The organism is Palleronia caenipelagi (assembly GCF_007004065.1).
Classification (GTDB): domain Bacteria; phylum Pseudomonadota; class Alphaproteobacteria; order Rhodobacterales; family Rhodobacteraceae; genus Palleronia; species Palleronia caenipelagi.
The window spans coordinates 15,575-35,971 of sequence record NZ_VFSV01000026.1; the positions used below are offsets into that span (position 1 = coordinate 15,575).

Sequence of the window (20,397 nt, forward strand, 5' to 3'; positions counted from 1 at the left end):
TTTCCGAAGTGTCGCGTTCGACAGGGACATAACAAATATAAAACAGAGACATAGGAAATTCGCTCCAATTGAGACCAGAGCATGATTTGAGACCAAGCAGATGCGGAGAAGAAGGGACAGGACCGATGGACAGCACGAGGCAGGCTGAGGGCGAGAAGCGGGTGAAGGAGCTGCTGATCGATCCCTTGTTAAGACGGGGGCTGGCGCGACCAACCAGTCTGACGAAAGTACAGTTCGAGGCGATGACCGCAGATCTCTGCGCCCGGCTGGCTTATATGAGCGGGCCGAGCCTGATGGCACTGGAGGAACAGGTGGCCACTTCCCCCGGCGGCAAGGACAAGGACCGGTTCCCCATCGCCAACAGAATCCTCGAATGGGCGGCGCAGATCCAGCCGCCGGGTGATGATGCCTCGCCTCTGATCCGCGCTGTGTTTGCGAATGCGCTGGGTCAGGATGCTGTGGCCGAGGGCTGGGCGCCCGAGCTGCTGGCGGAGCTGCGCCACAACCGCCGCTGGCCCGGCGCCTTCGTCGTGAAGACCGTCAAGGACAAGGCGGCGCCCAACATCCGGCAGATGCAGATCTTGTCTGAGAAGCGGGCGCGTGGCGCTGCGCTCTCGTTTGAGGAAGAGCATTGGCACGGGCGCAGGAAAGCGGCGCTCGGGAAGTGCCGACAGATTGCCAAAATGAGCAGCGAGGGTGTGGCATGCTGATGACAAACGTGGTGGCGCAGGAGCTGCAGTGGTTCGCGTGTCGGGTCAAGCGGCGGCAGGTCGGCGGGATCCGCACGATGACAATTGGCGGTGAGATGGAAGCCTACAAAGATCGCAAAGGACGGTCCCGGACGCGGCGGGTCACCGGAACGGGGGATCGCGTTTTTGTGCCTGAGCACATTCTGCGGCGGGCCGGGTTCGAAGTATTCCTGCCGGTTAAAAAGGTCCTGCGCCGCAAGAACCGATTTGCGACCGATGAGAAGGTCCTCGTGTCGCAGCCGCTCCTCGTGGACTGGATCTTTGTCGGCTGGCAGGTCGGCGACTGCAGATGGGCCGATCTGATGGGGCTCAAGGTCGTGACTGGCGTGATGGGCACCGGAGGACGGCCGATCGCGATGCCGCCCGTCCGTATCGCTCAGCTCATGCGCCAATGGGGTGGGGGTGGTCTTTCGCCGGAATGCTGCCGGTATTGCAGGACAGCGCCCAAGCTCGTGCCGGGAGACGTCGCGCGGATCGTTGAAGGACCGCTGGAAGGCGCGCAAATCCGCATCATCGAACTTACTGGAGCCAGCGCAAAGGCGACGATGCAGCTGCTCGGCGGCGAGGTCGTGACCGAGATCCGGCAGGACCTTCTGGAAGTGGTGCGCTCCACCAGTTCCAGCGAAGCGACCTCGAAAAGCCCGGCATTATGTACCAAACGCACGGAATTGTTGCATAAGTCTGGCGACGTAGGATTCACTTTGTGAATCCCTGCCGTTATCCAGACGATCGCCGACCACGGTCGCATCGCCTGGCAAAAAGCAACCGGCTACGGTCAGCGCTTACGTGTTGAAGCTCAGATCGGCCGCTACAAGCAGTGACGGGACCTGAGCTACGAGGCCGAAATATGGGGACCCAGACACCCGAGGCCCTGATCGCCATCGCCCTCTCCACCCGGATGACTGACCTAGGTCGATCGTCCTGTGAGTTCATCATCGGAAAGGGCGGGCAAACGTGCGAATGCGCCCCGAGTTTTTCTATGCAGCACGCTCGCTATAGATATGTTTTCCGTTCTTCGTGATGCGGTGAACCAATTTCTCAGCCCGTCGTCCTGAAAGGATTTTGCGGGCAGCGGCTGACGAGGCGGTCGGCTGCTCTACCAGATCGGGGAAGAGAGTCAGGATTTCCAGCCTGGCTTCGGGAGAAACAGACTTCAGAACCTCGGGCCCGGTGAAAAGGGATTCCGTTTCAGCGCCGTTGGACCAGACGATCTCGTGTTGGTCGAAAAGAAAATGAACATAGGTTACGGTTTCACGTTCCGACGCCAATTCGATACCGTCGCAAGCCAGTAGTTTCTTCGCTGGCAGCAACACTTCGTCCGTAGTTGTCATCCGTCGCGCGATTTCGGACTTTACAACGATCCGGTGTTGCTGCGACACCTCAAGGTCACGTCTTGGCAGACCGCAGCCCAACGAACCCGCGTTGACGCGCACGGGTACCAACTGCTCTGAGTCCGGGCCAGTACCAATCGGGATGGTGGTGCTTTCGATCCAAAGGATTGGCTTTGGTCCATTATCTTTGGTCAAGACCAAGTCGCCTTCGCGCAGTTGCTCGACCGGAACCTCGCCATTATCGGTCGCAATCAGCGTACCCGCCACAAAGCAAGCAACCCAGGGGGCGTCGACCAGTTCGGGCTCAAGGGGGCGGTAATACTGGACAAAGCCAAGTTGAATGCTCTGAATATCCGCCCGCGTGTATCCCGCGCCCTGCAGGGTTTGCAGATCCGTATCGCGAAGCGTCAGTTGCACCCGCCCGTCGACCAACTCCTGGCCTCGGACGTTGAAGTTGAAGATAATCGGCCCGCTGCCGTTATTCATGGTAAAGAGAGTATTCGTGAACTCCACATGTGTCTCGATCTGGATGAGATTGGTTCCATTGACCAAAACGCCTTCGTCGGCAGTCGGAGTCCAGGTCGGGCCGTCATTAGGACCGAGATCATCAGTGTCCATGATCTGAGAGTCTGAAACCTGTGGCCCCAGCGTGTCGTCCTGCAGCTGATATGTCGTGTCGTCCCAGGTACTCAGATCGACGAAGGTGCCGCTGAGATCCTCGATTCCAGCAATCCCTAAGGACGATAACGTGCCGAGATCCCAAACATCATAGTTGTACTGTACCAGTGCCATCGCGTATCACGTTAACCCTACATAGCCTCAGTGTGGCGGCCTCAATCTGAAACCGTCGCGCCTTCTGGCACAAATCTGAGTAGCAGGGTACCTCTCCTATCGTGATCAGACGTATTATGAGGTTTCTGTGATCGACAAGCCCGAACCGGTTTGGCGGTTCAGGTCAGCGATCAGGATCTGGCGCTGAGCAGCCCGTAGGTTGCAGGCGATTATTGGTACGCCATAGGGTGAGCTATTTTTAAGTCTCGTGTCCCGGCGACAAATAGCGACCGTCCAGCATTCCCGCTCTGACCGGTGCCGCAACAGAGGGGGGAATACCGGACGCTCAGCGAGGATTGCGCCTATGTGACACTCGACCTTGCTCCCTGGTCGGGGATCATTTGGCAATGTCTTACTGCGTTTGATGCATAACGCCGTACAAATTTGTTGACGAATTGAGGCGGCGGGGAATACGAATTGGGCGCCACTAATACCGAGTCCCTGGCGGAAGTGCTTCGGCGTCATGCAGCTAGACCGAGTAGGTGGGGTGAGTGCTCGATAGCGCCACACGTCGTGATTTAGGTGAGTGGAAACCTGAAGATCACGCATGAGATCACTGTGTCCAACGGCCCGGCTGCAAAGCGCGGGCCTTTTTCATGTCCAAAGTGCAGGTGACGGAGGCGGCGATGATCCGTGTCGGCGATGTAGACGTCAAAGGTCTCACCAGCTTCGGTAATATGCTGGGCGCCCTTGGCGATGATGCTCCGAAAGCGGTCAACCGTGCGATCAACCGCACAGGCGACATGGCTCGGACACAGGTCGTGAAGAAACTGTCGGCTCAGGTTGGCCTGCCACAGCAGCTCATTCGTCGGTCCGTCCAGGTGAAGCGATCGAGTTGGCGCGACCTGAACTATGAATTGCGGGCGGCGGGCGGAGACGTTTCGCTGAAATACTTCAAAAGGCGCGAGACCGACGATGGCGTGCGGGCTTACCTCGGCCAAAGTCGCGGTTGGGACTGGTTCGCGGAATCATTCTTCCGTGGCGGGCGTTGGCCGGGGCCACGAAAGGAGATCTCGTGGAGCCACGGTCACGTCTTTGCGCGAACCGGGGGGCGGACAGAGCTGGAGAAAATCACCTCCGGTGTCTTCATCCCGGTGGAGATGCTCTCGGGCGCGAGTGCAAAAGCCTTCAGCCGGACGGTTGAGAGCACGCTCCCCCGCCGTCTCGATCATGAAATCTCGCGCCTGCTGGCGCATTAGCAAGGAGCGGCGACATGGCGCGGGATCAGGAACATGTTCCGGTGGGCAAGGACTGGACTGAGCTGACCAATGCCGAGGCCTCGACGGTCTCTTTTCAGGTCGTGGCCGGACAGGTCGAGATCCGCGCTGCCGGCGCGCAGCCTTTGGAAGAGGATCAGGGGCTTCGCTATGATTACGGCCAAGGGGAGTGGGCGCGCGTGATGATGGAGTATTCCGGCGGACATGCACGGCTTTGGGCGCGCAATCTTCATGGTGCGGGCTCTTCGACCGTCTGGGTTGATCATGCGTAGTCCGCTGGGTTTGCGGGGGCTGGCTTCCAGCCTCCCGGCCCGCGCCAAGGGGGCGGCGTTTCGACTTGATGCCTTTCCCGGCCTGATTGGTTGGTTCGATGCGGCATCGCCAGAGACGTTCACGCCCGGAACTGGCCCGATTGCGGTCGCTGCAAATAAAACCGGCGGTCCTGGTCTGTTTGAGGTTGGTGACGGTGGCCCGACCTATGATCCCAGTGGTTTGCCCGGCGGGCGCCCGGCGCTGATGTGGCCGTCCGGTCCAAACAATCGCGGACTGACGCTACAGCAGGATGCTCTGGTCTCGGAGCTGTTCGTCGTTTGTCAGTTTGGGGACGGCACCGCGACCGTTTGGCCGGATTACATCGCACTCTTTTCCTCGATCTCCGCGACTTTGGACTGCACCGCTGTGGGGTTTTCGGGTTCCGGGGATCTGGCGAGCGCCAATGACGGGGTTCTCGTGCCCAGGGTCTCCCGGAACGGTGGGGCGTTTGGAAAGAAAGTGCTGCCGCTGCCGCTCTCGGTTCTGCGGTTTTCCGCCATCACCGAGGCCTCGGCTCGATTGGCCCTGGCGGCGGTCGGCTTCCAACACGTGGAGAATCCCGGCGGGCGGTCCTGGCGGGGTGGCATCTGCGAAGTCGGCGCCTTTGCGGACCCGCTGACACCTGATGCCGTCGCGTCGATCGAGGCCGGGTTCATTGAAAAGTGGGAGATCGCGGCCTGATCGGGTGGCTCAGTTCCAACTTTCTTGTCCGGTCGTGTGGATCGCATACCGGGCACAAACCTTCTGAGGGCCAGTGAGCATGCAGCATACGAACCAGACTTGGATGCGGCTTCAGCCGGGGGGGTATTGCTGGCAAACGCATCTCTATCGGATGCGCGCGATCGACATCGGGGGCGGCCAAACTGTGATTGCGACAGATATTGAGCACGCCCTGCGTTTGGCGGCCGCGATTATCGGCGACTATGTCAGATTGCCCCCCGGGCTGAGGGCGGCGCATCTGGATCGCAACCTCGAAGAGGCTTTCGCGAATTATTCGGGCCGGAACCAGTCCTCGACGTAGTCCCCATGGGGGACATCGCCGCCTGATCGGGTGGGCCACGGTCTAGGGACCGTACCCCTGCGCGACAGCACGCGGTGGCTAGGCCGCCCGAGGGTTCGGCAGTCAGACCGGTTTTGCAAAGCGTCAACAAACCGGGGGCTTGTCAACAATCCGTGTCAACAAAGGGAGCGGTGTCACGTGCATGTCGATCTGATGACAAAGACCGAATTCGCCTCCCATATGGGCGTGAGCCGGTTTGCGGTCAGCAAGTGGATCGAACGCGGCACGCTCTCTGACGCCGCGCTCGAAGGGACGGGACGGAAGGCCAGGATCCGGGTGCCGGTGGCGATCGACGAAATCCGGCGCAACCGCGATATTGGTCAGTCCCTGGGCAACGGGATCGCCACGCGGACATCGCAGGGCAGCCGGGACCTGGCAGCAGCGGCAACCCCACCGACGCCCAAATCTGCCGAGCCCAATGAAGATCGCAGGGACGAGCCGAACACCGCGCCCGACGTGCCGGCACCGGTGCCGCTGGTGGACTCGGTCGAGGCCCAGCTGAAGCGGGCTCGGCTCGAAGAGCAGCTGCGGCGCAACCGCCTTCAGGCGGCGGATGAAGCCAAGCTGCAAGGCGAGCTGCTCTCAGCTAAAGACGCCCGGACGCAGATGGCGCGGATCGCGGGGACGATGTTGCAGATCTTCGAAGGCGCCTTGCCGGACTTTGCGTCGAAGGTCGCCGAGAAGTTCGACGTGCCTCAGCGCGATGTGCTGCATCTGATGCGGGATCACTTCCGCACGGTGCGCTCGGAAGCGGCCCGAAAAGAGCAGGCGCGCGCCGAGGCGACGCCGATCGAGGCAAAGGCCAGACTGGGAGAAGTCGACTGATGCTCGACGTCATGGTCACGAATGCAGAATGGATGGCCCATGATGTGCTGGCCGATGTCTTGCAACCGCCGGCGCCGGTCGACTATCTGCAATGGGCTCAGGACAACATTGTCTTCTCCAAGCGGGAAAGCCCGCAATTCCCGGGCCCCTATAACCGGGAGCGGTTCAGCTACTTTGACGAGATCCTCGGTGCCCTGTCGCCCGATGATCCCTGTCGGATCGTGACGCTCGCGAAGTCGGCCCAGCTGGGCGGGACGGTGCTGGCCAATATCTTCACGGGCGGGTCGATGGATATGGACCCGGCTGATTTCCTCTATGTCCACCCGACCGACGAAAACGCCCGGCGGTGGTCGAAGATGAAGCTGGCGCCGATGCTCAAGGGCACCTCGGCGCTGCGCAAGATCTTCCCGATGAAGGCCCGCGACGGGCTCGACTCGGTCTTCTACAAGGAACGCCGCGACGGGCGTGGCGCGATCCAGATCTCGGGCGCGAACTCGCCAGCGTCTCTGTCGCAGGTGACCATGGCCCGGCAGGTTCAGGATGACCTTGCCAAGTGGGATATGAATGCCGCAGGCGATCCGGAAACGCAGGCGGACAGCCGCAGCCGGGGCGTGGACTTCGCGAAGATCTTCAAGATCTCGACGCCCATGGTCGTTCCGGGTTGCCGGATCACGAAGAACTATGAGGCGGGCAGCCAGGAGGAACTGGAGGTCCCGTGCCCCCATGACGAATGCGGGCACTATCAGGTGCTGACATGGGAGAACATGCTGGCGAGCCTCGATGAAGAGGCACCCGAGCGGGCGCACTTCACCTGTGAGATCTGCGGCGCGTCGATCGAGGAGTTCAACCGTCCGAAGATGTTGCGCCGCGCCCGCTGGGTGGCGCGCAACCCGAACATGAAGCGCTATCACCGGTCGTTCCATCTTTGGTCGGCCTATTCGCTCTTGCAGCGGTTTGAGCAGATCGCGCGGGACTGGCTGGCGGCGAAGGGCGATCCTCCGAAGGAGCAGACCTTCTGGAATGATGTGGTGGGCAAAGCCTACCGGGTTCTGGGCGAGGCACCGCCCTGGGAGGATCTGCGCGACCGGGCCTCCGAGTCCGATTACGCCCATGGGACAATCCCGGCGGGCTATCCGCTCCTGACCTGCGGCGTCGATTGCCAAGGGGATCGGGTCGAATGGCAGGTGGTGGCCTGGGGGCAGAACAAGCGCCGGGCGGTGGTCGAATATGGGGTCTTCGCAGGCCACATCTCCGAGGAGGGCTGCCAGAGCAAACTGAGCGGGCTTTTGAAGCAAGGCTTTCGGAATGCCTATGGCCGGAAGGTCGGGATCGATCTGCTGGCCATCGACGGCAACGCCTATACGGAGGACGTCTGGGACTGGGCGCGCAAGCACCCGGCCTCCCGCGTCATCATGGTGCGGGGTGTGCATCCCGAGAGCGCGCCGCTCCTGGCGCAGGTGAAGAAAGAGCGCAACCGGCGCGGCAAGCTCGTGCGGTATTCCCGGCGGTTCTTCAACTTCGCATCGTCGGTGCTGAAGATGGGGCTCTATCGGAACCTGAAGAAGAGCGATCCGGAGGAGCGGGGCTTCATCGCCCTGCCCAAAGGTCTGGAAGACGAGTTCTTCCGGCAGCTGACCGCAGAGACCCGCAAGGCGCAGAAGGCCAAGTCCGGCTTCACCCGATATCTGTGGGTGAAGGACCCCAGTCAGGCCAATGAAGGGCTCGACACCCACCTGCAGGCTGAGGCGGCGGCGATCCGGCTCGGGGTGCGCAACCTGCCGGACAGCGAATGGGACCGGCTCATGGCCGAGCGCGAATGCCCACCCGAAGATGTGCAGGGCGACTTCGAGGATCTTCTGATGGCGGCGCGCCCGCAGGCGGAGCCGGCCAAACCCGAGAACGAGGCCGCGCCCAGTGCAGCGGAGCGCGACCGGGAACTGGCCCGCGCGAAGTGGAGAAACAGAACGCGGTGACGGAGGATGCTCCGATGACTTTCTGGCTGAACACATAGGCCAGCGGAGAGCCGACGCCGACCAGGTGGCGCCAGTCAGGTTGGTATTCAGCGCTGGTTCAAATCCAGCCGCCACCGAACTTTCGAAGGGATGACATGAGCGGATTGATCAAACCCGACGGCACGCCGCTTGTGGCGGCGGAGACGCGCCCGCGTCCGACCGCCCGCTATCTGCGCGACACGACAAGCCGGGTGATCGGGTCTCGGGTGGCTCCGCTCACGCATCACCGCGACGATGTGCGGCGGTCGTGGTCCCGGGCGGCGGGGCTGGCGATGGATCTGATCCAGAATAGCGGGCGGCTGAAGGGCGCGACCGATCAGGTGCTGGCCGATACGGTGGGCGTGGGGCTGACGCTGACACCGGATCCCGATCTCAGCGGTCTCGGCTATAACGAGGCGGAGACGGCCGCGTGGATCCGGCTGGTCAAAAAGCGCTGGCGGCGGTTTTGGTATGACGCCCGTGAATGCGACATGCGGGGCAAGCTCACCGGGCCGCAGATGGTCGATATCGCGTTGCGCTGGCACATCGCCTATGGCGAGGCCACCGGGGTGTTTGACTTCTTCTCTGATGCCGAGCGCCAGCGCTATGGGATCGTGACCGGCACGAAGCTCTGCCTCGTGCCCCCGTCGCGGCTGGTGCAGGACACAAGCCCGCTGGAGCGTCTTTTTCAGGGGGTGGGTCACGACGAGAAGGGGCGCCCGGTCTCCTATCGCTTCGAGACCAGCTCGCAGGGACAAAAGGCGAGGCGCGACTATGCGGCGCGGGATGCCGATGGGCGCCCGCTGGTGCTGCATGTGTTTGACCCGATGGATGCGACGGATGTGCGCGGCATCTCGCTGCTGGCTCCGGCCTTCCGCAAGCACATCCAGGCGGAGATGCTCGATGATGCCACGCTGCAGATGGCGATCCTGCAAACGATCTTCGCGGTGACCCTGACCAGTGAAACGCCGAGTCAGGACGCGTTCGAGGCGCTGGAGGTTCTGAAGGAAAGCACGGACGGGAAGAATGGCTTTGATGGGGCGGGCTACGCGCAGCAGTATCTCGACTTTCTCGGAACGCAGTTCCAGAGAGCGCATGACAGTACTTTGTCTGTGGACGGCAATCCGCGGGTCTCCCATCTGGGACCGGGCGAGAAGCTCGGGATTGAGACTGCCAAGGTGCCGGGGCAGGACTTCCTGCCTTTCTCCAACAGCCTTGCGCGCGACATGGCCCGGACGATCGGGATCACCTATGGCGGGCTGACCATGGATCACACGGCGGCCACCTATTCGAGCGTCAGGATGGAGAATGCCTCGGTCTGGGCGGTGGTGATGCGGCGGCGCGAACGGATCGCCACCCCGATCTGCCAGATGGTCTATAGCAACTGGCTTGATGAGGAGATCGGCGAAGGCCGCATCCCGTTCAAGGGTGGCTACCCGGCCTTCCGGGCCCGGCGCGCGGCGGTGACGGCGGCGAGCTGGCAGGGACCGGCCAAACCCACGGCGGATGATTACAAATCCGCCCGGGCCTCGAGTGAGCGTCTGGCCAATGGCACCAGTTCGATCGCGATCGAAACCGGCGATCTGGGGCAGGATCCTGACGAGCTCTTTGAGCAGCGGCGGCGGGAGCACCAGCGCTACGTGGAGGCCGACATGCCGTCGCCCTTCGCACCGCGCGCCGCGATCCCGGATCCGGAGGCGCCGCGTTCCGGGGCAGGTGAAACCGGCGAGATGGAGGCCACCCCATGAGCACGATGAAAGTCGGACAGGAGCTGGTGAGCCTCGATGATCCCTGCGCTATGGCCAACGCCCTGCGCAAGGTCCGGATCCGGCTGAGTGCAGGTCAGTTGCGCGAGACCGTCCGGATCGACGGGGAGGAAGTCACTTTCCAGCGGGCGCGGCTTGATGATCTCAAGGCGCTGATCACCGAGTACGAGACCGCCTGCCGTCGCAAGACCGGCGGGGGGCGTCGGACCCGCTTTGCCAAAACCATCCGCTGGACCTGACCTCAGGCCCCTCGACCTTCAGACGACCCTCCGGGAGGATGCCGCTATGACGACTCATGAACTTCTGAGCCTGATCGCTTTCGTGATGGCGCAATTGGCCGATGTGCTGACAACGCTTCGGGCGCTGCGGCACGGCAAGCGCGAGGGCAATCCCATTGTCGCCTGGGCCATGCGCCGTTTCGGGCGCTATGGGTGGATCGTGGTCAAGCTGGTGATCACCTGTCTGGCCGCCTGGCTGGCTTTGCGCGCCGGGCTTCCGATCATTGTCTGGGCTGTGGCCGGTCTCACCGCTCTGGTCGCGCTGCACAATTACAGGCTCGTCCGCTAGGACCCCTTTCCCGTCCACCCACGCCGCCCGCGCGGGTCGTCCCGCAGCCTCCGCCCATCGGGCAGGGGGCTGCCTTCTCATGTCTTCAGGAGTATTCGATGGCAGTCCTTGTCGAAGAGGGTCGGCTGACGCTGACCGGGTATGTAGGCGAGTCCACGCTGGAGATCGACGGCTGGACGATCTTCGATGGCTTTACCCATGCGGAGGTGGTTGCGGCTCTGGGCGAAATCGGCCCGGACGCGGATCTGGTCGTTCATCTCAACAGTGGCGGCGGCATTGCCACCGAAGGCACGGCCATCCGCTCGGCGCTCACCGATCGCGAGGGGCGGACGGATGTGGTGATCGACGGGATCGCCGCCTCGGCGGCCTCGATCATCGCCATGGGAGGCGAGACGGTCTCGATGGCGCTGGGCGCGCTGTTGATGATCCACGATCCCTCGGGCTTCACCTGGGGCACGGTCGCCGATCACGACAAGACAATCCGGGCGCTCAACAGCCTCGGCGACACCTATGCCCGGGTCTATGCGCGCAAGTCCGGCAAGCCAGATGCGGAGTGTCGCGACATCATGCGCGCCGAAACCTGGTACACGCCCGAAGAGGCGGTGACCGCAGGCTTTGCCGATGTGGCGCTCGAAGAGACCTCGCAGGCTGTCGCGGCCTTTCCCTACCAAACCTATGCCCATGCGCCCCGCGATCTGGTGGCGCAGGCGCAGTCGAATGGCTGGCGGCCTCCGCTGTCCGTCACCCGACACACGCAACCGGCCCGGCCCAAAGCCTCGGCCACCCCCAAACCAAAGGAGAGGCCCCCCATGGCTGAGACCCCGAAGGCGTCCACCGAGACGCCCCCGACCCCCGAACCGCCTGCGACGCCTGTCGCGAGCACGCCGGCCGCGCCGCAGGATGAGCGCGGGCGCATCAAGGCGATCATGGAGGCCGAGGCCGCGCAGACGCAGCCCGCCCTCGCGCGCCATCTGGCGTTCGACACGGACATGACGGCCGAGGCGGCGATTGCCGCGCTGTCGGCCGCCTCCGCCGATGCGCCCACGGCCAGCACCGCGCCCGCGCCGGACTCGGCGGGATACCAGGCCCGCCGCAGCGCGGCGGCCGATCTGGCCCAGCCCGCGCCCACCGCGCAGGCAAAGCCCAAAGCGACCATCAACACCGGGAGCATCTATGCCGCCCGCCGGTTTGGAAAGGAGGCGTAAGCCATGGACACCGCAACCATGCCCCCCCGCAACATGGCCTTCCTGCTCTCGGAAGCCTCCGGAAACCGATCGCGCACCACCCTCACCATCGCCAGCGGCGCGGGCAAACTCGCTCCCGGCACGGTGCTCGGCAAGGTAACTGCCTCGGGCAAATACGTGGCCGCGCCTGCCGCCGTGGTGGCCGGCCTCGAGGGCGCCGAGACTGCTGTCGCTGTTCTGGGCTACGCGGTCGATGCGACCGATCAGGACGTGGACGTCACCGCGATCGACCGGGACGCCGAAGTCAAAGGGCCGATGCTCGCCTTTGACGCGACGGTGACCGACCAGACCAAAACCGACACGAAGATTGCCCAGCTTGACGCTGTCGGCATCCGCGTGCGCTGAGGAGACCTGACCTATGGATTGGGAAACTGAATTTTCCGTCATCGCGCTCACGGCAGCGCTGAACGATCAGCCCTTTGTTCCGGGTCAGCTCGGGGCGCTTGGGATCTTCGAGGAAGACGGCGTGACCTCCACGATGATCAAGATCGAGGAGAAGAATGGCACGCTCGATCTGGTGGAGCCGACACCGCGCGGCGGACCCGGTCAGACCATCGGGGATGAAGATCGCCGCAAGATCCCCTTCGAGGTGGATCATTACGAGATCAACGACACGGTGATGGCCGATGAGGTGCAGAATGTGCTGCAGTTCGGTAGCGATGATCAGCTCGAGAGCGTGCAAAACCGGATCGATGGCAAACTTGCCCGGCACGCCCGGTCTCTTGATGCGACGCTGGAGCATCAGCGCGTCGGCGCCATCAAGGGCGTTATCCTGTCGGGGAAGGGCGTGGTCCTGCACAATCTCTATGATCGCTTCGGCCTCGCGGTGCCTCAGCCGGTGGCGCTCGGCATCGACGGTCAGGTCAGCGGCATCGCCAGCCTGATCAAGGGCGAGGTCGTCTATGCGCTCGAAGATGAGCTCGACGCGGCCTATGACCATGTCCACGCCATGTGCGGACGCGATTTCCACGATGCGCTCTGGGCGCAGAAAGAAGTCCGCGAGACCTTCCTGGCTGACAACCAGGGGTATCAGCTGCGCGATGGGGCGCCGGATGTGTTCACGGTCGGCAAGGTCACCTTCGAGCGCTACCGCACCGGCAAAAAGGCCACGGCGGCCAATGGCGGCGCGGCCTTCCTCGCCCCCGATGAAGCCCGGGTCTTCCCGGTGGGTGTGCCGGATCTCTTCATCACCCGGTTCGCCCCGGCAGATCTCGAAGAGGCAGTGAACACCATCGGCCTGCCGCGCTACGCCCATCAGTACCCGATGCAGAATGGCAAGGGCCGGCACCTCGACAGCCAGATGAACGCCATCTCGCTCTGCACCCGTCCCGGCGTGCTGAAGAAGCTGACCATCGCCTGACACATATCACGCGACACTGCCCGGCAGGCATCTGCCGGGCTCTGTCCCTGAGCGCCTGCCGGGCGCTCTGGCGCAGAGCCTGTCAAAGGAGATCCCCAATGGCCCAGTCAAAAATGAAATGGGTGGCGTGCCTCAGCAACCTCACCGTCCCCGCCGCTGTCCTCGGCGCCGACGAAGACCAGAAGATGCAGACGGGCGTGCCGGTCCAGCTGCCACGCGCCTATGCCGATCACCTGATTGCGGATCGCCTGGCCGAAGCCTGCGAGGCCCCGGAGGCAAAGGCAGGCCCGAAGGCGTCCGCAGGCCGGAAGGCAAAGCCAACGAAAGCGCCCGCCGACCAGACGTCCAAGGTGAACACCTCCGAGAGTGCGGAGATCACCGCCGCGCGCAAGGCGGTCGCTGATCGGCAGACGGCGCTGGACATGGTCGAGGGCACCGATGAGGCCGATCAGGCCCGGGGCGACCTTCTGGCGGCACAGCAGGCCCTCGCGGCCCTTGAGGCCAGGAGCTGATGGATGCGGAGCTGCGCGCGGAGCTGATGGCGGAGGTGGATGACGCCTTCGCCGAGGCGATCCGGCACTTGCCCATGGCGCAGGGCCGTCCGGATCCGGCGCGGCTGCCCTCGGAGATTGTCGCGATCCTGCGCACCGGGGACCGGGAGGCGGAGGGTCTGGGCCTGCGCGGTCGCGCGCGGACCCGCGTCGGGATCAACGCCGAAGGGGGCACCCTGCGCATCGACCGGATGATCCATGGGGATCTGATCCTGCGCGCCAGCGACAAGGTGGTGGCGCTGGAGCGCCCGGGCCAACCCATTTTTGAGGTGCAGGCGGTCGATGACCGGTCCCATCTGCGCCTGATCTGTGAGCTGGGGGATGTGAACTGATGTCGCTGATGATGATGGCGCTCAGGATTACGGCGGTCGAGGCGCTGAAGGCCGCGGGCACGTTGGTCGGGGACAATGTGCTCGACAGCCAGATCGCCGCGATCGATCACACCAGCGACGGGCAGCTCAGCAGCGATCAGAAGCGCCCCTTTATTGCGGTCTATACCGATATGGCCAAGGCCACGGATCTGGGGGCAACCGGTCTGCGGACCAACGGTCAGGTGGATCTGACCTTCAATTGCGGTGTGTCCATGACCATGGCCACGACCGATCGCGAGACGGGTGAGACGGAGATCATCGAAGGCCTGCCCGCGACAGACGCCCATCTCGAAGCCATCCTCGATGTCCTCGAGGTCCAGATCGGTCGGGCGCTGACGGATCCGGACAATCCCTGGGCGCAGGTCTTCGGGGATTTTGTGCAATCCTATGTGGCGCGGCAAGCGGTCCGGGCGAGCAGCTCTGCAGACAATGTCCGGCTCGCAGCAGGTCAGATCAAGCTGACGCTCGAGGTCTTCGCCGATCCCCGGCTCGGCCAGCCCATGGATCCCGAGGGACCGTGGGCGCGCTTCATGGCGCTGATGCGGGACCACGACCTGCCGCAGCGCGCGTTGTTCGAGACGCTGCTCGGCGCGCCCACCACAGGCCTTTATGAGCCGATCGAACAGCTCACCTCGATGACGGTGCGCGATGCCGAGGCCTTGCAGCTCTACAGCTACGGGGGCGTGGCGCGGGATGTGACGATCACTGAGGCCACCAGCGACGCGGAGCCGGGCTGATGGCGGAGCTTGCGCATATCATCGATGACCTGCGGCGGCGGATCAGTGAGCTGGAGCGGCGCATCCGGTCCCAGTCCCGGACCGGCGTGGTCACCGAGGTGAATGCGGCCGAGGGGCTGGCCCGCGTCCGGCTTCTCGACGGCGAGATCCCGTTCGTCACTGGCTGGATCCCGTGGGAGGAGCCCGCAGCCGGCGCAAACCGGACCCACCTGCCGCCTTCGGTCGGGCAGCAGGTCCGGATCAATTCCGAGTCCGGCGATCTCTATGACGCCAGCATTCAGGCGAGCCTCAACTCCGACGCCATCGGACGGCCTTCGGGCGCTGGGGACGCCTATGTGCTCTCTTCGGTCGGGCCTTGCACGATCACCGTGAGTGATGGTGGCGGGACCTGCCGGATCACAGTCGGGGGATCGTCGATCACGCTGACGGGCAGCGCCATCACGCTCGCCTCCAACGGCTCCACCCTCGTGCTGGATGCCGGCGGCATTCAGGAGGCCGGCGCAAAGATCGAGATGAACTGATGGCCGCTGTCACCAGAAAGGGCGATCTCTGCACCGGCCATGGCTGCTGGCCCGGACGTCCCAGTTCAGGCGGCAGCGGCGATGTCTTTGCCAACGCCAAGGCCCTGCACCGTCAGGACGATGCCTGGGCGGCCCATACCTGCCCGGACATCCCCGAGACCCATGCGGGCGTGCTCGCCAGCGGGTCGGCCACGGTGTTTGCCAACGGTCGCCCGGTGGGCCGGGTCGGAGACCCGGTCAGTTGCGGGTCGGCTGTCGCCAGCGGGTCTGCCGATGTTTTTGCGGGCGGATAGCCCAGAACCACAGGAGATCAGAATGTCCAAATCCCAAACTGCCCCGGCGGAATATGAGGTCGTTCAGGCGCGCGAGATCGGCGGCGTGTATCGCGAGGCGGGTGAGACCGTCGCGCTGACACCCCGGCAGGCGCAATATTACCTGCCCCCCTATGGGGCGGGCCTGACGCCGGTCCCGGTCAAGGCGGCGACGAAACCGAAGCCCAAAGCGGACGCGCCAGAGGCCTGATCCCAATGGACCTGAACCACGACACCGGGGGCACAATCGAGGGCTGGGACCATGTGCGCCAGAGCATTCAGACGATCCTGTCCACCCGGATCAACACCCGCGTCTTCCGGCGTGAGTTCGGCTCCGATGTGCCGGCGCTGATCGATGCGCCAATGAATGATGCCAATGTGCTCGCGCTCTACGTGGCGGTGGCCGAAGCCCTTGAGCGCTGGGAGCCGCGCTTTGAGCTGGGCGATGTCGCGGTCGAAGGGCGCGAGACCGGGAAGATCACCATGACGCTGATCGGCACCTATCGCCCGAACGCCCATCGCGGTGATCTGACCACCGTGACGGGGGACCGCAACACGATCCGGATCACACGCGACCGGGTGCAGACCTGGAGCCTTGCCGCATGAGCCGCTTTGCTGCCCTCGACCTGACTACGCTGCCCGCGCCGGACGCCATTGGCGTGCTGGACTTTGACGCCATCCTCGAGGCGCGCCTCGCTGAGCTGGACGCCCATCTGGCGGAGATCTTTGAGGCGCCGAAAGTGGCCGAGATCATGGCGCTGGCCCGCACCATTGCCGCGAGCCCCATGCGCTATCTCACCGAAGCCGGAGCGGCGCGGGAGCTCTACGTGGAGAACCGCATCAACGAGGCGGTGCGCTCGGTGTTTCTCGCCACGGCGCGCGGTGCCGCGCTCGACCAGATCGGCGCCAATCGCGGCGTGACCCGCAAAGTGCTCGATGACAGCGACCCCGACACTCTCGTGAGGGAGGGCGACGAGCCCTTCCGCGCCCGCATCCAGCTGGTCATCGAGGCATGGTCGCCACACGGCACCGAAGGGTCCTATGTCTATTGGGCGCTCGATGCCGATGATCGGGTGGTCGATGTGGCGGTCTATGGGCCCAACCATGGGCTGGTGCCTGCCATTCCGCCCGCCGAGCCGAAGATGGTGATCCTGTCGAGCGAGGGGGATGGCACGGCGGATGCAGCGCTGATCGAGACCGTGTTCCGGCATTGCACGGTCGACACACGGCGCCCGGTGGCCGACAAGCTGACGGTGATCTCGGCCACGCCGGTGCCCTACGCCATCGAGGCGGTGCTGCATGTGACCACGCCCGAGGCGGCGGCGACGGCCCTTGCGGCGGCCGAGGCAGCGGTGACCGCCTTTGTCACGAACCGGATCCGCATCGGTCGCACGCTCTACCGGACATCCATCGCCGCTGCGCTCTCGGTGGCCGGCGTGATGGATGTGGAGCTGATCGCGCCGGCCACGGATCTGGAGATCGGCCCGTTCGAGGCGCCATACTGCACGGGCACCGCCCTGTCGGCCCGATCCATCACCGGAGGCTGGCGCGATGTCTGAGCCCCGTGAGACCCTCCTGCCGCCGACCGCCCCGCCGCTGGTCCAGGCGCTGGACCGGCTCGAGGAGCGGCTCTTCGGCCTGCCTGTCGACGCAATCACCAAAGACCCGCTCGCGGTCCCGGCAGGCTGGCTCGACGCGCTGGCGTGGGAGCATTCGGTCGATGTCTGGAACCCGGACTGGTCCGAGGAGACCAAGCGTCAGGTGATCGCCGTGGCGGAGGAGGTGCACCGCTATAAGGGCACACCTTACGGCATCCGGGCGGCGTTGGCCGGGCTGGGCCTTCAGTCCCGCGTGACCGAGTGGTTTGAGACCACCCCGCCGGGGCCGCGTGGCACCTTCGAGGTGACCGCTTTTTCCGGCGAGCCGCTGGTGGCCGATCAGGCGGTGTTCATCGATGCGACACTGGCCGGGCTGGTGACCAGTGTTGTCGAGCGCGCCGCCCCTGTCTCGCGCGGTTTTGCCGTGACGATCGGGGCCCGGCTGCGCCTGCGCCCGCTGGGCGTGGCTGCGGGTCTGCGCGCGCTCACCGTCACCCGCGGCGCTCTGACGCTCACGCAGGCCGCTCCGCAGCTCCGGATCGCACCGACCACCGGGGCCCATCTGAGCCCCCTCAACCGCGTAACGGCCCGACTGGCCTGAAGGGAGATTTATGGCAGCCGACCCCTATACCCCGATCCTGACCGAAGCGGGCTTTGCCGCCGCGCTCGCCGCCGTCGATGGTGGCTTTCAAGTGGACATCACCCATGTGGCCGTCGGGGCCGCAGGCTATACGGTGGCCGTCAATGGCGCCGGTCGCAGCGCGGCCGTGGCGCTGCAGGATGAGCGCCAGCGTGTGGCCATCCAGGACGCCCGCGAGGTGGGCGGCGGTCAGACCGACATCTCCTTCGTCCTGGAGGACGACGGGACGAGCTTCTACATCCGCGAGGTGGGGTTCTACCTCGCCGATGGGACGCTCTTTGCACTGGCCTCCCATCCGACGCAGGCGCTGATGTGGAAATCCGACGCGACCCGCTCGGCGCTGGCGCTGGAGCTGGTCCTCGCCGGGGTCGATCCGGCAGCCGTGACCATCGTTGCCACGGGTCCGGCCCTGAACTTGCTGATGACAGAAGAGTTCGCCCGGCTGCTCGAAGGCCAGGCACAGCTGTCGCTAGTGGCTTTCCAGACCTGGGAGGCCTTCTACGCCGCCCATAGCATCTACCCCAACCAAGGAGGCCCGGTATGAGTACGGCCCTGCAGGATGCAATCACTGCTCTGAATACGACCCGGGACGCCTATCATGGGCTGATCGGAGAGCTGCGCGATGCGGTGCCGCAAATGTCCCGCATCTTTGACGACACCAACCCCACGGTGGCCTATCCCGGCGGCACATCGATCGCCGATGCCACCGTCACCCATAGCGCGGTCTACACCAGCAAGTTCCCCGGCCGCGCGTCGCAGATCGGCTTCGCCTGGTTCACCTGGGTGCGGCTGGATTGTCCCGAAAACCAGAACCCGCTCGCGAAACTGTTCGTGACCCGGGGCGATGGCACGAAGCTTACCGATGAAGTGCATCTTGGCTATCAGGGCCCGACCACCGGCTCCGACGTGCTCATGTGCAACGCGGGCGGCACTGCCCTTTTTGGGCGAGATGCCACCGAGGCCAACATCACTCTCCAGCTGCGGTGCTACATGACCAGCGGGGCCGTGGGGTCTGCGGCCACGGCCTTGGTGGACAAGCTCGAACTGCTGATCTGGGAGGTTGCCGAGAATGGATAAGCGCTTACACCCTGCCGTCATCACCGCTGCGCGCGACGCAGGCCACCCGATCCGCATGATCCGGGGCGCGGAGATCACCTGGGCCGGATCCGCCCCCGATGCGGAAGCGCAGGACGCGATCCTCAGCGCCGCCACGATGGGCGACCGCAAGGACGCGGTCCGCGCCGAATGCCGGCGGCGGATCTATGCCGTGGCCTCTGCCGAAACCCAGTCCAACATGGCCATGGCGCAGGGGCAGATCGCGGCCCGCAGCGAGGCTGAGCGCAGCGCCGGGGATCGTGACATTCTCTCGGGCATCGCCGCGGCGCTCGCCTGGGTTCAGGAGATGCGCGCCGCCTATGCTGCCCTCAGCGCCGACCCTGAGGCCGATTACCGCGCGGATGGCGTCTGGCCGGAGTGCCCGCCCGAGGTGCAGGATGTGGTCGGGCGCTTCTGATGGCCGATGACGAGATCCTGCACCGGGCGCTGATCGATGCGGCCGGGGATGTGAACCGGCTGACCCGGAACTGGTTTGACGGGCAGCGCTATGCCAATGCGGGGCCCGCCGCCGATCTTGAGCCTCGGGTGTCGACCATCGCGACGCGATCGGGCGACACGCCGCTGGTCACGGCGCTTGATACCCTCAGCGCGGCCCTGACCCCGCCCGCATCGGTGATCGAAACGCTGCCCAATCTCGCGCTCTGGTTCGACACGTGGCGCCCAGACACGATCACGCGGTTGGGTGCGGCGGTCACAGCCATGGCGAACCTGGTCCCGGGAGGACCGGGGCTGGTCGCGGCGGCGGCGGGCGGTCCGGATTATGCCGCGTCCGGCCCGGACGGCACCCCCGGTGTGTTCTGGCCCGAGGCGCCCAACGATCTGGGACTGGTGCTGGCGAGCGATGTCAGCCTCGCCGAGCTCTTTCTGGTGGCCCGGTTTGCAGATGGGACCGTGCCGGTCTGGCCAAACTACACCGTGCTGTTCGCGAGCCACGGGGATGGGGCCGAGAGCACCGTGGTGGGCGAGAGCGGCACCTCCCGGCTGGCCGCAGGCGACGCGGCGCGGCTGATCTCGAAAGTCTCGGTGAATGGAGGCGCGTTTGGCGCGTCCCTGCTGCCGCTGCCGGTCTCGGTGCTGCGGCTGTCGGCCAGCACGGAAAGCCTGCCGCAGATCACCTTCGGGGGGCTGGGCGTGCGGGTGGCCGGTTCGAATGCGGGCCGCTCCTGGCAGGGCGGCTGGTTTGAGCTGGCGGGCTTTAGCGCGCCGCTGAGCGCGGCGGATGCGGCGACGGTCGAAGCCGCGCTCATCGAGAAATGGGGCGTCACCTGATGCCACTTTGCTGCCGGTCGTCTGGCCGGT

General features: G+C 64.8%; 28 protein-coding genes. 27 read left to right on the forward strand and 1 reads right to left on the reverse strand.

Features of this window, described 5'->3' with window-relative positions; all coding sequences use genetic code 11:
- The first annotated feature begins 125 nt into the window (after positions 1-125).
- Together FEV53_RS13500 and nusG are read left to right on the forward strand one after the other, a co-directional pair.
- On the forward strand, positions 126-710 hold the full coding sequence (locus FEV53_RS13500; RefSeq protein WP_142835349.1) for a hypothetical protein: 585 nt from the start codon (positions 126-128) through the stop codon (positions 708-710).
- Complete coding sequence (gene nusG, locus FEV53_RS13505) at positions 704-1,456, forward strand: transcription termination/antitermination protein NusG (RefSeq protein WP_142835350.1); 753 nt, start codon at positions 704-706, stop codon at positions 1,454-1,456. Before FEV53_RS13500 ends, nusG begins: the two co-directional genes overlap by 7 nt.
- Positions 1,457-1,726: 270 nt before the next feature.
- Here the strand turns inward: nusG and FEV53_RS13510 are convergent, their stop codons facing one another.
- Complete coding sequence (locus FEV53_RS13510) at positions 1,727-2,872, reverse strand: Hint domain-containing protein (protein WP_246100823.1); 1,146 nt, start codon at positions 2,870-2,872, stop codon at positions 1,727-1,729.
- Positions 2,873-3,507: 635 nt separating this feature from the next.
- Here FEV53_RS13510 and FEV53_RS13515 point away from each other — a divergent pair.
- From FEV53_RS13515 to FEV53_RS13635, 25 genes are all read left to right on the forward strand, one after another.
- Complete coding sequence (locus FEV53_RS13515; RefSeq protein ID WP_246100824.1) at positions 3,508-4,110, forward strand: phage tail protein; 603 nt, start codon at positions 3,508-3,510, stop codon at positions 4,108-4,110.
- Between the two features lie 14 nt (positions 4,111-4,124).
- Entirely contained in the window at positions 4,125-4,400 is a 276-nt protein-coding gene (locus FEV53_RS13520) for a hypothetical protein (RefSeq protein ID WP_142835351.1), read from the forward strand.
- Positions 4,393-5,121 carry a hypothetical protein gene (locus FEV53_RS13525; protein ID WP_142835352.1) on the forward strand — a complete coding sequence of 243 codons (729 nt, stop codon included), beginning with the start codon at positions 4,393-4,395 and terminating at the stop codon, positions 5,119-5,121. Before FEV53_RS13520 ends, FEV53_RS13525 begins: the two co-directional genes overlap by 8 nt.
- 73 nt (positions 5,122-5,194) lie before the next feature.
- The gene (locus FEV53_RS13530; RefSeq protein WP_142835353.1) at positions 5,195-5,461 is read left to right on the forward strand and encodes a hypothetical protein; all 267 of its coding nucleotides are present in this window, start codon (positions 5,195-5,197) and stop codon (positions 5,459-5,461) included.
- A gap of 177 nt (positions 5,462-5,638) precedes the next feature.
- The gene (locus FEV53_RS13535) at positions 5,639-6,325 is read left to right on the forward strand and encodes a hypothetical protein (RefSeq protein ID WP_142835354.1); all 687 of its coding nucleotides are present in this window, start codon (positions 5,639-5,641) and stop codon (positions 6,323-6,325) included.
- Positions 6,325-8,298 carry a phage terminase large subunit family protein gene (locus FEV53_RS13540; RefSeq protein ID WP_142835355.1) on the forward strand — a complete coding sequence of 658 codons (1,974 nt, stop codon included), beginning with the start codon at positions 6,325-6,327 and terminating at the stop codon, positions 8,296-8,298. Before FEV53_RS13535 ends, FEV53_RS13540 begins: the two co-directional genes overlap by 1 nt.
- Positions 8,299-8,432: 134 nt before the next feature.
- On the forward strand, positions 8,433-10,064 hold the full coding sequence (locus FEV53_RS13545) for a phage portal protein (RefSeq protein WP_142835356.1): 1,632 nt from the start codon (positions 8,433-8,435) through the stop codon (positions 10,062-10,064).
- The gene (locus tag FEV53_RS13550) at positions 10,061-10,321 is read left to right on the forward strand and encodes a hypothetical protein (protein ID WP_142835357.1); all 261 of its coding nucleotides are present in this window, start codon (positions 10,061-10,063) and stop codon (positions 10,319-10,321) included. Before FEV53_RS13545 ends, FEV53_RS13550 begins: the two co-directional genes overlap by 4 nt.
- Positions 10,322-10,367: 46 nt before the next feature.
- Positions 10,368-10,649, forward strand: coding sequence for a DUF5658 family protein (locus FEV53_RS13555; protein ID WP_142835358.1), 282 nt, complete (start codon positions 10,368-10,370; stop codon positions 10,647-10,649).
- A 98-nt stretch (positions 10,650-10,747) separates the two neighbouring features.
- The gene (locus FEV53_RS13560; RefSeq protein ID WP_142835359.1) at positions 10,748-11,854 is read left to right on the forward strand and encodes a head maturation protease, ClpP-related; all 1,107 of its coding nucleotides are present in this window, start codon (positions 10,748-10,750) and stop codon (positions 11,852-11,854) included.
- A gap of 3 nt (positions 11,855-11,857) precedes the next feature.
- Positions 11,858-12,238 (forward strand): head decoration protein, encoded by a 381-nt coding sequence (locus tag FEV53_RS13565; protein ID WP_142835360.1) that lies wholly within the window; start codon positions 11,858-11,860, stop codon positions 12,236-12,238.
- Between the two features lie 13 nt (positions 12,239-12,251).
- Positions 12,252-13,253 (forward strand): major capsid protein, encoded by a 1,002-nt coding sequence (locus FEV53_RS13570; protein WP_142835361.1) that lies wholly within the window; start codon positions 12,252-12,254, stop codon positions 13,251-13,253.
- A 98-nt stretch (positions 13,254-13,351) separates the two neighbouring features.
- Positions 13,352-13,765: a hypothetical protein gene (locus FEV53_RS13575; protein WP_142835362.1), complete on the forward strand. Its 414-nt coding sequence runs from the start codon at positions 13,352-13,354 to the stop codon at positions 13,763-13,765.
- The gene (locus tag FEV53_RS13580) at positions 13,765-14,136 is read left to right on the forward strand and encodes a hypothetical protein (protein ID WP_142835363.1); all 372 of its coding nucleotides are present in this window, start codon (positions 13,765-13,767) and stop codon (positions 14,134-14,136) included. Before FEV53_RS13575 ends, FEV53_RS13580 begins: the two co-directional genes overlap by 1 nt.
- Positions 14,136-14,912: a hypothetical protein gene (locus tag FEV53_RS13585; RefSeq protein WP_142835364.1), complete on the forward strand. Its 777-nt coding sequence runs from the start codon at positions 14,136-14,138 to the stop codon at positions 14,910-14,912. The genes FEV53_RS13580 and FEV53_RS13585 overlap by 1 nt, the downstream gene beginning before the upstream one ends.
- Complete coding sequence (locus FEV53_RS13590) at positions 14,912-15,433, forward strand: phage baseplate assembly protein V (RefSeq protein WP_142835365.1); 522 nt, start codon at positions 14,912-14,914, stop codon at positions 15,431-15,433. The genes FEV53_RS13585 and FEV53_RS13590 overlap by 1 nt, the downstream gene beginning before the upstream one ends.
- Positions 15,433-15,726, forward strand: coding sequence for a PAAR domain-containing protein (locus tag FEV53_RS13595; protein WP_142835366.1), 294 nt, complete (start codon positions 15,433-15,435; stop codon positions 15,724-15,726). Before FEV53_RS13590 ends, FEV53_RS13595 begins: the two co-directional genes overlap by 1 nt.
- A gap of 22 nt (positions 15,727-15,748) precedes the next feature.
- Positions 15,749-15,955 (forward strand): hypothetical protein, encoded by a 207-nt coding sequence (locus FEV53_RS13600; protein ID WP_142835367.1) that lies wholly within the window; start codon positions 15,749-15,751, stop codon positions 15,953-15,955.
- A gap of 5 nt (positions 15,956-15,960) precedes the next feature.
- Entirely contained in the window at positions 15,961-16,350 is a 390-nt protein-coding gene (locus tag FEV53_RS13605; RefSeq protein WP_142835368.1) for a GPW/gp25 family protein, read from the forward strand.
- Entirely contained in the window at positions 16,347-17,303 is a 957-nt protein-coding gene (locus FEV53_RS13610; protein WP_142835369.1) for a baseplate assembly protein, read from the forward strand. Before FEV53_RS13605 ends, FEV53_RS13610 begins: the two co-directional genes overlap by 4 nt.
- Positions 17,296-17,943 carry a phage tail protein I gene (locus tag FEV53_RS13615; protein ID WP_142835370.1) on the forward strand — a complete coding sequence of 216 codons (648 nt, stop codon included), beginning with the start codon at positions 17,296-17,298 and terminating at the stop codon, positions 17,941-17,943. The genes FEV53_RS13610 and FEV53_RS13615 overlap by 8 nt, the downstream gene beginning before the upstream one ends.
- Before the next feature lie 10 nt (positions 17,944-17,953).
- Positions 17,954-18,526: a phage tail-collar fiber domain-containing protein gene (locus FEV53_RS13620; RefSeq protein ID WP_142835371.1), complete on the forward strand. Its 573-nt coding sequence runs from the start codon at positions 17,954-17,956 to the stop codon at positions 18,524-18,526.
- On the forward strand, positions 18,523-19,059 hold the full coding sequence (locus FEV53_RS13625) for a hypothetical protein (RefSeq protein ID WP_142835372.1): 537 nt from the start codon (positions 18,523-18,525) through the stop codon (positions 19,057-19,059). The genes FEV53_RS13620 and FEV53_RS13625 overlap by 4 nt, the downstream gene beginning before the upstream one ends.
- Positions 19,052-19,495: a hypothetical protein gene (locus FEV53_RS13630; RefSeq protein ID WP_142835373.1), complete on the forward strand. Its 444-nt coding sequence runs from the start codon at positions 19,052-19,054 to the stop codon at positions 19,493-19,495. Before FEV53_RS13625 ends, FEV53_RS13630 begins: the two co-directional genes overlap by 8 nt.
- Positions 19,495-20,367 carry a hypothetical protein gene (locus tag FEV53_RS13635; RefSeq protein WP_142835374.1) on the forward strand — a complete coding sequence of 291 codons (873 nt, stop codon included), beginning with the start codon at positions 19,495-19,497 and terminating at the stop codon, positions 20,365-20,367. Before FEV53_RS13630 ends, FEV53_RS13635 begins: the two co-directional genes overlap by 1 nt.
- Positions 20,368-20,397 lie beyond the last annotated feature (30 nt).

Coding starts and splice junctions, on each gene's coding strand:
- FEV53_RS13500 (WP_142835349.1), top strand. CDS start 126: ATGGACAGCACGAGGCAGGCTGAGGGCGAGAAGCGGGTGAAGGAGCTG.
- nusG (WP_142835350.1), top strand. CDS start 704: ATGCTGATGACAAACGTGGTGGCGCAGGAGCTGCAGTGGTTCGCGTGT.
- FEV53_RS13510 (WP_246100823.1), bottom strand. CDS start 2,872: ATGGCACTGGTACAGTACAACTATGATGTTTGGGATCTCGGCACGTTA.
- FEV53_RS13515 (WP_246100824.1), top strand. CDS start 3,508: ATGTCCAAAGTGCAGGTGACGGAGGCGGCGATGATCCGTGTCGGCGAT.
- FEV53_RS13520 (WP_142835351.1), top strand. CDS start 4,125: ATGGCGCGGGATCAGGAACATGTTCCGGTGGGCAAGGACTGGACTGAG.
- FEV53_RS13525 (WP_142835352.1), top strand. CDS start 4,393: ATGCGTAGTCCGCTGGGTTTGCGGGGGCTGGCTTCCAGCCTCCCGGCC.
- FEV53_RS13540 (WP_142835355.1), top strand. CDS start 6,325: ATGCTCGACGTCATGGTCACGAATGCAGAATGGATGGCCCATGATGTG.
- FEV53_RS13545 (WP_142835356.1), top strand. CDS start 8,433: ATGAGCGGATTGATCAAACCCGACGGCACGCCGCTTGTGGCGGCGGAG.
- FEV53_RS13550 (WP_142835357.1), top strand. CDS start 10,061: ATGAGCACGATGAAAGTCGGACAGGAGCTGGTGAGCCTCGATGATCCC.
- FEV53_RS13555 (WP_142835358.1), top strand. CDS start 10,368: ATGACGACTCATGAACTTCTGAGCCTGATCGCTTTCGTGATGGCGCAA.
- FEV53_RS13560 (WP_142835359.1), top strand. CDS start 10,748: ATGGCAGTCCTTGTCGAAGAGGGTCGGCTGACGCTGACCGGGTATGTA.
- FEV53_RS13565 (WP_142835360.1), top strand. CDS start 11,858: ATGGACACCGCAACCATGCCCCCCCGCAACATGGCCTTCCTGCTCTCG.
- FEV53_RS13570 (WP_142835361.1), top strand. CDS start 12,252: ATGGATTGGGAAACTGAATTTTCCGTCATCGCGCTCACGGCAGCGCTG.
- FEV53_RS13575 (WP_142835362.1), top strand. CDS start 13,352: ATGGCCCAGTCAAAAATGAAATGGGTGGCGTGCCTCAGCAACCTCACC.
- FEV53_RS13580 (WP_142835363.1), top strand. CDS start 13,765: ATGGATGCGGAGCTGCGCGCGGAGCTGATGGCGGAGGTGGATGACGCC.
- FEV53_RS13585 (WP_142835364.1), top strand. CDS start 14,136: ATGTCGCTGATGATGATGGCGCTCAGGATTACGGCGGTCGAGGCGCTG.
- FEV53_RS13590 (WP_142835365.1), top strand. CDS start 14,912: ATGGCGGAGCTTGCGCATATCATCGATGACCTGCGGCGGCGGATCAGT.
- FEV53_RS13595 (WP_142835366.1), top strand. CDS start 15,433: ATGGCCGCTGTCACCAGAAAGGGCGATCTCTGCACCGGCCATGGCTGC.
- FEV53_RS13600 (WP_142835367.1), top strand. CDS start 15,749: ATGTCCAAATCCCAAACTGCCCCGGCGGAATATGAGGTCGTTCAGGCG.
- FEV53_RS13605 (WP_142835368.1), top strand. CDS start 15,961: ATGGACCTGAACCACGACACCGGGGGCACAATCGAGGGCTGGGACCAT.
- FEV53_RS13610 (WP_142835369.1), top strand. CDS start 16,347: ATGAGCCGCTTTGCTGCCCTCGACCTGACTACGCTGCCCGCGCCGGAC.
- FEV53_RS13615 (WP_142835370.1), top strand. CDS start 17,296: ATGTCTGAGCCCCGTGAGACCCTCCTGCCGCCGACCGCCCCGCCGCTG.
- FEV53_RS13620 (WP_142835371.1), top strand. CDS start 17,954: ATGGCAGCCGACCCCTATACCCCGATCCTGACCGAAGCGGGCTTTGCC.
- FEV53_RS13625 (WP_142835372.1), top strand. CDS start 18,523: ATGAGTACGGCCCTGCAGGATGCAATCACTGCTCTGAATACGACCCGG.
- FEV53_RS13630 (WP_142835373.1), top strand. CDS start 19,052: ATGGATAAGCGCTTACACCCTGCCGTCATCACCGCTGCGCGCGACGCA.
- FEV53_RS13635 (WP_142835374.1), top strand. CDS start 19,495: ATGGCCGATGACGAGATCCTGCACCGGGCGCTGATCGATGCGGCCGGG.